The organism is Kosakonia sp. H7A (assembly GCF_003028445.1).
Taxonomy (GTDB): domain Bacteria; phylum Pseudomonadota; class Gammaproteobacteria; order Enterobacterales; family Enterobacteriaceae; genus Kosakonia; species Kosakonia radicincitans.
In genome coordinates this window covers 15,350-26,390 of sequence record NZ_PYTZ01000018.1, presented here as the reverse complement: position 1 = coordinate 26,390, position 11,041 = coordinate 15,350, and the positions used below count along the sequence as shown (strand labels likewise).

Annotated in this window: 24 protein-coding genes and 1 pseudogene; 24 read left to right on the top strand and 1 reads right to left on the bottom strand. The window is 50.2% G+C overall.

Annotated elements, in window-relative coordinates; genetic code table 11:
- The 3 genes and pseudogenes from tuf to bfr all read left to right on the top strand — a co-directional run.
- Positions 1-126, top strand: a pseudogene (tuf, locus tag CWM66_RS27695) (elongation factor Tu); the annotation flags it as partial.
- 181 nt (positions 127-307) lie between these two features.
- Positions 308-502 (top strand): bacterioferritin-associated ferredoxin, encoded by a 195-nt coding sequence (bfd, locus tag CWM66_RS27685; RefSeq protein ID WP_007369806.1) that lies wholly within the window; start codon positions 308-310, stop codon positions 500-502.
- 71 nt (positions 503-573) lie between these two features.
- Positions 574-1,050 (top strand): bacterioferritin, encoded by a 477-nt coding sequence (bfr, locus tag CWM66_RS27680; RefSeq protein WP_007369807.1) that lies wholly within the window; start codon positions 574-576, stop codon positions 1,048-1,050.
- Here bfr and CWM66_RS27675 read toward each other — a convergent pair.
- Positions 1,047-1,496, bottom strand: coding sequence for an A24 family peptidase (locus tag CWM66_RS27675; RefSeq protein ID WP_079517282.1), 450 nt, complete (start codon positions 1,494-1,496; stop codon positions 1,047-1,049). The genes bfr and CWM66_RS27675 overlap by 4 nt on opposite strands.
- A 375-nt stretch (positions 1,497-1,871) precedes the next feature.
- On the opposite strand from CWM66_RS27675, the gene rpsJ reads away from it, so the two are divergent.
- The 21 genes from rpsJ to rplO all read left to right on the top strand — a co-directional run bounded on the left by rpsJ (position 1,872) and on the right by rplO (position 11,038).
- On the top strand, positions 1,872-2,183 hold the full coding sequence (gene rpsJ / locus CWM66_RS27670) for a 30S ribosomal protein S10 (protein WP_001181005.1): 312 nt from the start codon (positions 1,872-1,874) through the stop codon (positions 2,181-2,183).
- Positions 2,184-2,215: 32 nt separating this feature from the next.
- Positions 2,216-2,845: a 50S ribosomal protein L3 gene (rplC, locus tag CWM66_RS27665; RefSeq protein ID WP_007369810.1), complete on the top strand. Its 630-nt coding sequence runs from the start codon at positions 2,216-2,218 to the stop codon at positions 2,843-2,845.
- A gap of 10 nt (positions 2,846-2,855) precedes the next feature.
- A complete protein-coding gene (gene rplD / locus CWM66_RS27660; protein ID WP_007369811.1) occupies positions 2,856-3,461 on the top strand; it encodes a 50S ribosomal protein L4 in 606 nt (201 codons plus the stop codon).
- Complete coding sequence (rplW, locus tag CWM66_RS27655; RefSeq protein WP_000617546.1) at positions 3,458-3,760, top strand: 50S ribosomal protein L23; 303 nt, start codon at positions 3,458-3,460, stop codon at positions 3,758-3,760. Before rplD ends, rplW begins: the two co-directional genes overlap by 4 nt.
- 17 nt (positions 3,761-3,777) lie before the next feature.
- A complete protein-coding gene (gene rplB / locus CWM66_RS27650) occupies positions 3,778-4,599 on the top strand; it encodes a 50S ribosomal protein L2 (RefSeq protein WP_007369812.1) in 822 nt (273 codons plus the stop codon).
- 16 nt (positions 4,600-4,615) lie between these two features.
- Positions 4,616-4,894: a 30S ribosomal protein S19 gene (gene rpsS / locus CWM66_RS27645; protein ID WP_001138115.1), complete on the top strand. Its 279-nt coding sequence runs from the start codon at positions 4,616-4,618 to the stop codon at positions 4,892-4,894.
- A gap of 14 nt (positions 4,895-4,908) precedes the next feature.
- Entirely contained in the window at positions 4,909-5,241 is a 333-nt protein-coding gene (gene rplV / locus CWM66_RS27640; RefSeq protein WP_007369813.1) for a 50S ribosomal protein L22, read from the top strand.
- Positions 5,242-5,258: 17 nt separating this feature from the next.
- Complete coding sequence (gene rpsC / locus CWM66_RS27635; protein WP_000529945.1) at positions 5,259-5,960, top strand: 30S ribosomal protein S3; 702 nt, start codon at positions 5,259-5,261, stop codon at positions 5,958-5,960.
- A gap of 12 nt (positions 5,961-5,972) precedes the next feature.
- Positions 5,973-6,383 (top strand): 50S ribosomal protein L16, encoded by a 411-nt coding sequence (gene rplP / locus CWM66_RS27630; protein ID WP_007369814.1) that lies wholly within the window; start codon positions 5,973-5,975, stop codon positions 6,381-6,383.
- Positions 6,383-6,574: a 50S ribosomal protein L29 gene (gene rpmC / locus CWM66_RS27625; RefSeq protein WP_004388609.1), complete on the top strand. Its 192-nt coding sequence runs from the start codon at positions 6,383-6,385 to the stop codon at positions 6,572-6,574. Before rplP ends, rpmC begins: the two co-directional genes overlap by 1 nt.
- Positions 6,574-6,828: a 30S ribosomal protein S17 gene (rpsQ, locus tag CWM66_RS27620; RefSeq protein WP_107147735.1), complete on the top strand. Its 255-nt coding sequence runs from the start codon at positions 6,574-6,576 to the stop codon at positions 6,826-6,828. Before rpmC ends, rpsQ begins: the two co-directional genes overlap by 1 nt.
- A gap of 165 nt (positions 6,829-6,993) precedes the next feature.
- Positions 6,994-7,365: a 50S ribosomal protein L14 gene (gene rplN, locus CWM66_RS27615; RefSeq protein WP_004388611.1), complete on the top strand. Its 372-nt coding sequence runs from the start codon at positions 6,994-6,996 to the stop codon at positions 7,363-7,365.
- Between the two features lie 10 nt (positions 7,366-7,375).
- Complete coding sequence (gene rplX / locus CWM66_RS27610) at positions 7,376-7,690, top strand: 50S ribosomal protein L24 (RefSeq protein ID WP_007369816.1); 315 nt, start codon at positions 7,376-7,378, stop codon at positions 7,688-7,690.
- A 14-nt stretch (positions 7,691-7,704) separates the two neighbouring features.
- Positions 7,705-8,244: a 50S ribosomal protein L5 gene (gene rplE, locus CWM66_RS27605; RefSeq protein WP_001096200.1), complete on the top strand. Its 540-nt coding sequence runs from the start codon at positions 7,705-7,707 to the stop codon at positions 8,242-8,244.
- Between the two features lie 14 nt (positions 8,245-8,258).
- Positions 8,259-8,564, top strand: a complete 306-nt coding sequence (gene rpsN, locus CWM66_RS27600) for a 30S ribosomal protein S14 (protein WP_007369817.1) — start codon at positions 8,259-8,261, stop codon at positions 8,562-8,564.
- A 33-nt stretch (positions 8,565-8,597) separates the two neighbouring features.
- Positions 8,598-8,990, top strand: a complete 393-nt coding sequence (rpsH, locus tag CWM66_RS27595) for a 30S ribosomal protein S8 (protein WP_007369818.1) — start codon at positions 8,598-8,600, stop codon at positions 8,988-8,990.
- Positions 8,991-9,002: 12 nt separating this feature from the next.
- The gene (gene rplF, locus CWM66_RS27590) at positions 9,003-9,536 is read left to right on the top strand and encodes a 50S ribosomal protein L6 (RefSeq protein ID WP_007369819.1); all 534 of its coding nucleotides are present in this window, start codon (positions 9,003-9,005) and stop codon (positions 9,534-9,536) included.
- Between the two features lie 9 nt (positions 9,537-9,545).
- Positions 9,546-9,899, top strand: a complete 354-nt coding sequence (gene rplR / locus CWM66_RS27585) for a 50S ribosomal protein L18 (RefSeq protein ID WP_007369820.1) — start codon at positions 9,546-9,548, stop codon at positions 9,897-9,899.
- Between the two features lie 14 nt (positions 9,900-9,913).
- The gene (gene rpsE, locus CWM66_RS27580) at positions 9,914-10,414 is read left to right on the top strand and encodes a 30S ribosomal protein S5 (protein ID WP_007369821.1); all 501 of its coding nucleotides are present in this window, start codon (positions 9,914-9,916) and stop codon (positions 10,412-10,414) included.
- A 6-nt stretch (positions 10,415-10,420) separates the two neighbouring features.
- Positions 10,421-10,600 (top strand): 50S ribosomal protein L30, encoded by a 180-nt coding sequence (gene rpmD, locus CWM66_RS27575; RefSeq protein WP_001140434.1) that lies wholly within the window; start codon positions 10,421-10,423, stop codon positions 10,598-10,600.
- 3 nt (positions 10,601-10,603) lie between these two features.
- On the top strand, positions 10,604-11,038 hold the full coding sequence (gene rplO / locus CWM66_RS27570; RefSeq protein ID WP_007369822.1) for a 50S ribosomal protein L15: 435 nt from the start codon (positions 10,604-10,606) through the stop codon (positions 11,036-11,038).
- Positions 11,039-11,041: the final 3 nt, after the last annotated feature.

Genomic DNA, 11,041 nt, shown 5'->3' with positions numbered 1-11,041 from the left:
GGCGACAACATCAAAATGGTTGTTACCCTGATTCACCCGATTGCGATGGACGATGGTCTGCGTTTCGCAATCCGTGAAGGCGGCCGTACCGTTGGCGCGGGCGTTGTGGCAAAAGTTCTCAGCTAATTATCTGGCTTTGAATGAAAAAGGGCGCTCCGGCGCCCTTTTTGCTGTCTGCTAAAAATTAATTGCGGACATATTTCTATGTAATTCTCCCTGCGCTTCTGACGAGGGCTTTACAGTTGTGCTATTGTAATCGTAACTATTCTCATTTACACTTTTGTGCATAAATTGAACGGGAGTGATCATGTACGTTTGTTTGTGTAATGGTGTGAGTGATAAAAAAATTCGTCAGGCAGTTCGCCAGTTTCACCCCCAATCATTTCAGCAGCTTCGCAAATTTGTTCCGGTGGGAAATCAATGCGGTAAGTGTGTTCGCGCGGCAAGAGAGATTATGCAGAACGAACTTACACAGATGCCGGAATATAAAGAGATCGCTTAAGGCGCTATCTTTTTTTGACATCCTTGTAGGCGCATCTACGCTTCAATAAGTGGAAGCGGAGGGACTACATAATGAAAGGTGATGTTAAAATCATAAATTATCTCAATAAATTATTGGGAAATGAGCTTGTCGCAATAAACCAATACTTTCTCCATGCGAGAATGTTCAAAAACTGGGGGCTGACGCGCCTCAACGACGTTGAATACCACGAATCCATTGATGAAATGAAACACGCTGATCAGTACATTGAGCGTATTTTGTTTCTTGAAGGATTACCGAACCTGCAGGACTTGGGCAAGCTCGGAATAGGTGAAGATGTCGAAGAGATGCTGCAATCTGACCTCAGGCTGGAACTGGAAGGCGCAAAAGATCTGCGCGAAGCCATTGCCTATGCTGATAGTGTTCATGATTATGTCAGCCGCGATATGATGATCAATATTCTCGCCGAAGAAGAGCACCATATTGACTGGCTCGAAACAGAGCTCGATCTGATTGCGAAAATTGGAATTCAAAACTACCTGCAATCGCAAATCAAAGTTGAAGATTAAAACGATATCAGTGTTGGGTATCCAGCCAGCAGACCCGCAGCCGCCAGAAATGGACCTAACGGCAGCGGGTTTTTTAATGACTGCCAGTTATGAGCGCAGATGCATCTGATTCCTGCGACGCAACAGGCCAACAAAGATGCAATGACAATCAGCGTGGGCAAACTTTCCCAACCATGCCAGGCCCCCAGCGCAGAAAGGTATTTTACATCGCCATATCCCATTCCTTCCCGACCACGCCACAAGCGATAACCCCAATAGACAGCAGCAAAAACAGAATAGCCGGCGATTGCTCCCCATACGGCATATGGCAAAAAAGACACATGGAAAAGACTGTGCCAGCAAAGTCCTGTCCACAATAAAGGGCAGGTAAAACGGTCAGGGAGGAGTCCACTACGAATGTCATGCCAGACGAGTAGCAAGTTCAGGAATAAGTAAATAAAGAGCATTTCGCCTCAAGTAAAGAATGATGTCGTACCTGGAGAGTGGCGAAGGAGGGGCTGATTGCATAATGTATTTCTGCAAAATTACGAGAAGACTCTTAGAAATATCACCTGATTGATTGCAATGACATTCCTGCTGTGGACTTGCGCGCAATGTTGCTTATTTTCTAAACGGCACTTGCGTCCAGCCCAGATTTACGTATAATGCGCGGGCTTGTCGTAATTGACGGCGGGTTCAATCTGAACCCCAGCAGTGTTTTTTAGCTGCTAACAATGCTCCCAATCGGGGGGCTATGTTATGAACGATTACACTCCCCCATCAATCGTAATGGGTGTGAGGAGTAATTATTTTCGTCTATAAATAATTGGAGCTCTGGTCTCATGCAGAACCAAAGAATCCGTATCCGCCTGAAAGCGTTTGATCATCGTCTGATCGATCAATCAACCGCGGAAATCGTCGAGACTGCCAAGCGCACTGGTGCGCAAGTCCGTGGTCCGATCCCGCTGCCGACCCGCAAAGAGCGCTTTACCGTTCTGATCTCCCCGCACGTTAACAAAGACGCGCGCGATCAGTACGAAATTCGCACTCACAAGCGTCTGGTTGACATCGTTGAGCCAACCGAGAAAACCGTTGATGCTCTGATGCGTCTGGACCTGGCTGCCGGTGTAGACGTGCAGATCAGCCTGGGTTAATCAGGTCATCGAGCGATTGAGAGGTTGAAACAATGATTGGTTTAGTCGGTAAAAAAGTGGGCATGACCCGCATCTTCACTGAAGATGGCGTATCTATCCCAGTAACCGTAATCGAAGTTGAAGCAAACCGCGTTACTCAGGTTAAAGATCTGGCTAACGACGGCTACCGCGCTATCCAGGTTACCACCGGTGCTAAAAAAGCTAACCGTGTAACCAAGCCGGAAGCTGGCCATTTTGCTAAAGCTGGCGTAGAAGCTGGCCGCGGCCTGTGGGAATTCCGTCTTGCTGATGGCGAAGAGTTCACCGTAGGTCAGGCAATTAGCGTTGAGCTGTTTGCTGAAGTTAAAAAAGTTGACGTAACTGGCACCTCTAAAGGTAAAGGTTTCGCAGGTACCGTTAAGCGCTGGAACTTCCGTACCCAGGACGCTACCCACGGTAACTCCCTGTCTCACCGCGTTCCGGGTTCTATCGGTCAGAACCAGACTCCGGGCAAAGTGTTCAAGGGCAAGAAAATGGCAGGTCAGCTGGGTAATGAGCGTGTAACCGTTCAGAGCCTGGACGTAGTACGTGTTGACGCTGAGCGCAACCTGCTGCTGGTTAAAGGTGCTGTCCCGGGTGCAACCGGTAGCGACCTGATCGTTAAACCAGCTGTGAAGGCGTGAGGAGATAGCAATGGAATTAGTATTGAAAGACGCGCAGAGCGCGCTGACTGTTTCCGAAACTACCTTCGGTCGTGACTTCAACGAAGCGCTGGTACACCAGGTTGTTGTGGCTTATGCAGCCGGTGCTCGTCAGGGTACTCGTGCTCAGAAGACCCGTGCTGAAGTAACTGGTTCCGGTAAAAAACCGTGGCGCCAGAAAGGCACCGGCCGCGCTCGTTCCGGTTCTATCAAGAGCCCGATCTGGCGTTCTGGTGGCGTGACCTTCGCTGCGCGTCCGCAGGACCACAGTCAAAAAGTTAACAAAAAGATGTACCGCGGCGCGCTGAAAAGCATCCTGTCCGAACTGGTACGTCAGGATCGTCTGATCGTTGTCGAGCAGTTCTCTGTTGAAGCACCGAAAACCAAGCTGCTGGCTCAGAAACTGAAAGACATGGCTCTGGAAGATGTGCTGATCATCACCGGTGAGCTGGACGAGAACCTGTTCCTGGCCGCGCGCAACCTGCACAAGGTTGACGTTCGCGACGCGACTGGTATCGACCCGGTTAGCCTGATCGCCTTCGACAAAGTCGTAATGACTGCTGATGCTGTTAAGCAAGTTGAGGAGATGCTGGCATGATTCGTGAAGAACGTCTGCTGAAGGTGCTGCGTGCACCGCACGTTTCTGAAAAAGCGTCTACTGCGATGGAAAAAACTAACACCATCGTTCTCAAAGTTGCTAAAGACGCGACCAAAGCAGAAATTAAAGCTGCTGTGCAGAAACTGTTTGAAGTCGAAGTCGAAGTCGTTAACACCCTGGTAGTTAAAGGGAAAGTTAAACGTCACGGACAGCGTATCGGTCGTCGTAGCGACTGGAAAAAAGCTTACGTCACCCTGAAAGAAGGCCAGAATCTGGACTTCGTTGGCGGCGCTGAGTAAGTCGGAGGAGTAATACAATGGCAGTTGTTAAATGTAAACCGACATCTCCGGGTCGTCGCCACGTAGTTAAAGTGGTTAACCCTGAGCTGCACAAGGGCAAACCTTTTGCTCCGTTGCTGGAAAAAAACAGCAAATCCGGTGGTCGTAACAACAATGGCCGTATCACCACTCGTCATATCGGTGGTGGCCACAAGCAGGCTTACCGTATTGTTGACTTCAAACGCAACAAAGATGGTATCCCGGCAGTTGTTGAACGTCTTGAGTACGATCCGAACCGTTCCGCGAACATCGCGCTGGTTCTGTACAAAGATGGCGAACGCCGTTACATCCTGGCCCCTAAAGGCCTGAAAGCTGGCGACCAGATTCAGTCTGGCGTTGATGCTGCAATCAAAGCGGGTAACACCCTGCCGATGCGCAATATCCCGGTTGGTTCTACCGTTCATAACGTAGAAATGAAACCAGGTAAAGGCGGTCAGCTGGCACGTTCTGCTGGTACTTACGTTCAGATCGTTGCACGTGATGGTGCTTATGTCACCCTGCGTCTGCGTTCTGGTGAAATGCGTAAAGTTGAAGCTGAGTGCCGCGCTACTCTGGGCGAAGTTGGCAATGCTGAGCATATGCTGCGCGTTCTGGGTAAAGCAGGTGCTGCACGCTGGCGTGGTGTTCGTCCGACCGTTCGCGGTACTGCGATGAACCCAGTAGACCACCCACATGGTGGTGGTGAAGGTCGTAACTTTGGTAAGCACCCGGTAACTCCGTGGGGCGTTCAGACCAAAGGTAAGAAGACCCGCAGCAACAAGCGTACTGATAAATTCATCGTACGTCGCCGTAGCAAATAATTTTAGAGGATAAGCCATGCCACGTTCTCTCAAGAAAGGTCCTTTTATTGACCTGCACTTGCTGAAGAAGGTAGAGAAAGCGGTGGAAAGCGGAGACAAGAAGCCCCTGCGCACTTGGTCCCGTCGTTCAACGATCTTTCCTAACATGATCGGTTTGACCATCGCTGTCCATAATGGTCGTCAGCACGTTCCGGTATTTGTTTCCGACGAAATGGTCGGTCACAAACTGGGTGAATTCGCACCGACTCGTACTTATCGCGGCCATGCTGCTGATAAAAAAGCGAAGAAGAAATAAGGTAGGAGGAAGAGATGGAAACTTTAGCTCAACATCGCCATGCTCGTTCTTCTGCTCAGAAGGTTCGCCTTGTTGCTGACCTGATTCGCGGTAAGAAAGTGTCGCAGGCCCTGGATATTCTGACCTACACCAACAAGAAAGCGGCTGTACTGGTCAAGAAGGTTCTGGAATCTGCCATTGCTAACGCTGAACACAACGATGGCGCTGACATTGACGATCTGAAAGTTGCGAAAATTTTCGTAGACGAAGGCCCGAGCATGAAGCGTGTTATGCCGCGTGCAAAAGGTCGTGCAGATCGCATCCTGAAGCGCACCAGCCACATTACTGTGGTTGTGTCCGATCGCTGAGACTCTGGAGACTAGCAATGGGTCAGAAAGTACATCCTAATGGTATTCGCCTGGGTATTGTAAAACCATGGAACTCTACCTGGTTTGCGAACACCAAAGAATTCGCTGACAACCTGGACAGCGATTTTAAAGTACGTCAGTACCTGACTAAGGAACTGGCTAAAGCGTCTGTATCTCGTATCGTTATCGAGCGTCCGGCTAAGAGCATCCGTGTAACCATTCACACTGCTCGCCCGGGTATCGTTATCGGTAAAAAAGGTGAAGACGTTGAAAAACTGCGCAAGGTCGTAGCGGATATCGCTGGCGTTCCTGCTCAGATCAATATCGCCGAAGTTCGTAAGCCTGAACTGGACGCAAAATTGGTTGCTGACAGCATCACTTCTCAGCTGGAACGTCGTGTTATGTTCCGTCGTGCTATGAAGCGTGCTGTACAGAACGCAATGCGTCTGGGCGCTAAAGGTATCAAAGTTGAAGTTAGCGGCCGTCTGGGCGGCGCTGAGATCGCACGTACCGAATGGTATCGTGAAGGTCGCGTTCCGCTGCACACTCTGCGTGCTGACATCGACTACAACACCTCCGAAGCGCACACCACTTACGGTGTAATCGGCGTAAAAGTGTGGATCTTCAAAGGTGAGATCCTTGGTGGTATGGCTGCAGTTGAACAACCGGAAAAACCGGCTGCTCAACCTAAAAAGCAGCAGCGTAAAGGCCGTAAATAAGGAGCGTCGCTGATGTTACAACCAAAGCGTACAAAATTCCGTAAAGTGCACAAAGGCCGCAACCGTGGTCTCGCGCAGGGCACGGATGTGAGCTTCGGCACTTACGGTCTGAAAGCTGTTGGCCGTGGTCGTCTGACCGCTCGTCAGATCGAAGCAGCACGTCGTGCTATGACTCGTGCTGTTAAGCGTCAGGGTAAGATCTGGATCCGTGTATTCCCGGACAAACCGATCACCGAGAAGCCGCTGGAAGTTCGTATGGGTAAAGGTAAAGGTAACGTGGAGTATTGGGTTGCCTTGATTCAGCCGGGTAAAGTCCTGTATGAAATGGACGGCGTTCCGGAAGAGCTGGCCCGTGAAGCCTTCGAGCTGGCAGCAGCAAAACTGCCGATTAAAACCACCTTTGTAACTAAGACGGTGATGTAATGAAAGCAAAAGAGCTGCGTGAAAAGAGCGTTGAAGAGCTGAACACCGAGCTGCTTAACCTGCTGCGCGAGCAGTTCAACCTGCGTATGCAGGCTGCAAGTGGCCAGCTGCAACAGACTCACCTGTTGAAGCAAGTGCGTCGTGATGTCGCACGCGTTAAGACTTTACTGACTGAGAAGGCGGGTGCGTAATGACCGATAAAATCCGTACTCTGCAAGGTCGTGTTGTTAGCGACAAAATGGAGAAATCCATTGTTGTAGCTATCGAGCGTTTCGTGAAACACCCGATCTACGGTAAATTCATCAAACGTACGACTAAACTGCACGTACATGACGAGAACAACGAATGCGACACTGGCGACGTGGTTGAAATCCGCGAATGCCGTCCGCTGTCCAAGACCAAGTCCTGGACGCTGGTTCGCGTTGTAGAGAAAGCGGTTCTGTAATACAGTACGCGTTCTCAAACGAATAAACGGCTCAGCGATGAGCCGTTTATTTTTTCTACCCATATCCGAGATCCGGTGTTATAATGCTGCGCCCTCGATATGGGGCTTTTTAACGACCCTGATTTTAGGGTCTTCAGTAGTAGTTGACATTAGCGGAGCACTGAAATGATCCAAGAACAGACTATGCTGAACGTCGCCGACAACTCCGGTGCACGTCGCGTAATGTGTATCAAGGTTCTGGGTGGCTCGCACCGTCGCTACGCAGGCGTAGGCGACATCATCAAGATCACCATTAAGGAAGCAATTCCGCGTGGTAAGGTCAAAAAAGGTGATGTGCTGAAGGCGGTAGTGGTGCGCACCAAGAAGGGTGTTCGTCGCCCTGACGGTTCTGTCGTTCGCTTCGATGGCAATGCTTGTGTTCTTCTGAACAACAACAGCGAGCAGCCTATCGGTACGCGTATTTTTGGGCCGGTTACTCGTGAACTTCGTTCTGAGAAGTTTATGAAAATCATCTCTCTGGCACCAGAAGTACTCTAAGGAGCGAATCATGGCAGCTAAAATCCGTCGTGATGACGAAGTTATCGTGTTAACCGGTAAAGATAAAGGTAAGCGCGGTAAAGTAAAAAATGTCCTGTCTTCCGGCAAGATCATTGTTGAAGGTATCAACCTGGTTAAGAAACATCAGAAGCCGGTTCCGGCCCTGAATCAACCGGGTGGCATCGTTGAAAAAGAAGCTGCAATTCAGGTTTCTAACGTTGCAATCTTCAATGCGGCAACCGGCAAGGCTGACCGTGTAGGCTTTAGATTCGAAGACGGTAAAAAAGTCCGTTTCTTCAAGTCTAACAGCGAAACTATCAAGTAATTTGGAGTAGTACGATGGCGAAACTGCATGATTACTACAAAGACGAAGTAGTTAAGAAACTCATGACTGAGTTTAACTACAATTCTGTCATGCAAGTCCCTCGGGTCGAGAAGATCACCCTGAATATGGGTGTTGGTGAAGCGATCGCTGACAAGAAACTGCTGGATAACGCAGCAGCTGATCTGGCAGCTATCTCCGGTCAAAAACCGTTGATCACCAAAGCGCGCAAATCTGTTGCGGGCTTCAAAATCCGTCAGGGCTATCCGATCGGCTGTAAAGTGACTCTGCGTGGCGAACGCATGTGGGAGTTCTTTGAGCGCCTGATCACTATTGCTGTACCGCGTATCCGTGACTTCCGTGGCTTGTCCGCTAAGTCTTTTGACGGTCGTGGTAATTACAGCATGGGTGTCCGTGAGCAGATCATCTTCCCAGAGATCGACTACGATAAAGTCGACCGCGTGCGTGGTTTGGATATTACCATTACCACTACTGCGAAATCTGATGAAGAAGGCCGTGCTCTGCTGGCTGCCTTTGACTTCCCGTTCCGCAAGTAAGGTAGGGTTACTTCATGGCTAAGCAATCAATGAAAGCACGCGAAGTTAAACGCGTAGCTTTAGCTGAAAAATACTTCGCGAAACGCGCTGAACTGAAAGCGATCATTTCTGATGTGAACGCTTCCGACGAAGATCGTTGGAATGCTGTTCTCAAGCTGCAGAGTCTGCCGCGTGATTCCAGCCCGTCTCGTCAGCGTAACCGCTGCCGTCAAACTGGTCGTCCGCATGGTTTCCTGCGGAAGTTCGGGTTGAGCCGTATTAAGGTCCGTGAATCCGCTATGCGCGGTGAAATCCCGGGTCTGAAAAAGGCTAGCTGGTAATTGTCACCAATTGAATCACGGGAGTAAAGACAGATGAGCATGCAAGATCCGATCGCGGATATGCTGACCCGTATCCGTAACGGTCAGGCCGCGAACAAAGCTGCGGTCACCATGCCTTCCTCCAGGCTGAAAGTGGCAATTGCCAACGTGCTGAAGGAAGAAGGTTTTATTGAAGATTTTAAAATTGAAGGCGACATCAAGCCGGAACTGGAACTGACTCTCAAGTACTTCCAGGGTAAAGCTGTGGTAGAAAGCATTCAGCGTATCAGCCGCCCAGGTCTGCGCATCTATAAGAAAAAAGATGAGCTGCCGAAAGTTATGGGTGGTATGGGTATCGCAGTTGTTTCTACCTCTAAAGGTGTTATGACTGATCGTGCAGCGCGCCAGGCTGGTCTTGGTGGCGAAATTATCTGCTACGTAGCCTAATCGGAGGAAAAAATGTCTCGTGTTGCTAAAGCACCGGTCGTTATTCCTGCCGGCGTTGATGTAAAAATCAACGGTCAGGTTATCACGATCAAAGGTAAAAACGGCGAGCTGACTCGTACCCTGAACGATGCTGTTGAAGTTAATCATGCAGACAATGCTCTGACCTTCGGTCCGCGTGCTGGTTACGTGGATGGTTGGGCTCAGGCTGGTACCGCGCGTGCCCTGCTGAACGCAATGGTTATCGGTGTTACCGAAGGCTTCACTAAGAAGCTGCAGCTGGTTGGTGTAGGTTATCGTGCAGCGGTCAAAGGGAACGTAGTAAACCTGGCACTGGGTTTCTCTCATCCTGTAGACCATCAGTTGCCGGCCGGTATCACTGCTGAATGTCCGACTCAGACTGAAATCGTGCTGAAAGGCGCTGATAAGCAGATGATCGGCCAGGTAGCAGCAGATCTGCGCGCCTACCGTCGTCCTGAGCCTTATAAAGGCAAGGGTGTTCGTTACGCCGACGAAGTCGTGCGTACCAAAGAGGCTAAGAAGAAGTAAGGTAACACTATGGATAAGAAATCTGCTCGTATCCGTCGTGCGACCCGCGCACGCCGCAAGCTCAAAGAGCTTGGTGCGACCCGCCTGGTGGTACATCGTACCCCGCGTCATATTTACGCCCAGGTAATCGCATCGAATGGTTCTGAAGTTCTGGTAGCTGCTTCTACTGTAGAAAAAGCTATCGCTGAACAACTGAAGTACACCGGTAACAAAGACGCGGCCGCAGCTGTGGGTAAAGCTGTAGCTGAACGCGCTCTGGAAAAAGGCATTAAAGATGTGTCCTTTGACCGTTCCGGGTTCCAATATCATGGTCGCGTCCAGGCACTGGCAGATGCTGCCCGTGAAGCTGGCCTTCAGTTCTAAGGTAGAGGTGTAAGATGGCTCACATCGAAAAACAAGCTGGCGAACTGCAGGAAAAGCTGATCGCGGTAAACCGCGTATCTAAAACCGTTAAAGGTGGTCGTATTTTCTCCTTCACAGCTCTGACTGTTGTTGGTGATGGTAACGGTCGCGTTGGTTTTGGTTACGGTAAAGCCCGCGAAGTTCCGGCAGCGATCCAGAAAGCGATGGAAAAAGCCCGTCGCAATATGATTAACGTCGCGCTGAACCACGGCACCCTGCAGCACCCGGTTAAGGGTACTCACACGGGTTCTCGTGTATTCATGCAGCCGGCTTCCGAAGGTACCGGTATTATTGCCGGTGGTGCAATGCGCGCCGTTCTGGAAGTCGCTGGGGTTCATAACGTTCTGGCTAAAGCATATGGTTCCACCAACCCGATCAACGTGGTTCGTGCAACTATTGATGGCCTGGAAAATATGAAATCTCCGGAAATGGTCGCTGCCAAGCGTGGTAAATCCGTTGAAGAAATTCTGGGGTAATTGACCATGGCAAAGACTATTAAAATCACTCAAACCCGCAGTGCAATCGGTCGTCTGCCGAAACACAAGGCAACGCTGCTTGGCCTGGGTCTGCGTCGTATTGGTCATACTGTAGAACGTGAGGATACTCCTGCGGTTCGTGGTATGGTCAACGCGGTTTCCTTCATGGTTAAAGTTGAGGAGTAAGAGATGCGTTTAAATACTCTGTCTCCGGCCGAAGGCTCCAAAAAGGCGGGTAAACGCCTGGGTCGTGGTATCGGTTCTGGCCTCGGTAAAACCGGTGGTCGTGGTCACAAAGGTCAGAAATCTCGTTCTGGCGGTGGCGTACGTCGCGGTTTCGAGGGTGGCCAGATGCCACTGTATCGTCGTCTGCCGAAATTCGGTTTCACTTCTCGTAAAGCAATGATCACGGCAGAGATTCGTCTGTCCGATCTGGCGAAAGTAGAAGGCGACGTAGTAGACCTGAACACGCTGAAAGCAGCTAACATTATCGGCATCCAGATCGAGTTCGCGAAAGTGATCCTGGCTGGTGAAGTAGCTCGTCCGGTAACTGTTCGTGGCCTGCGTGTTACTAAAGGCGCTCGTGCTGCTATCGAAGCTGCTGGCGGTAAAATTGAGGAATAAGTA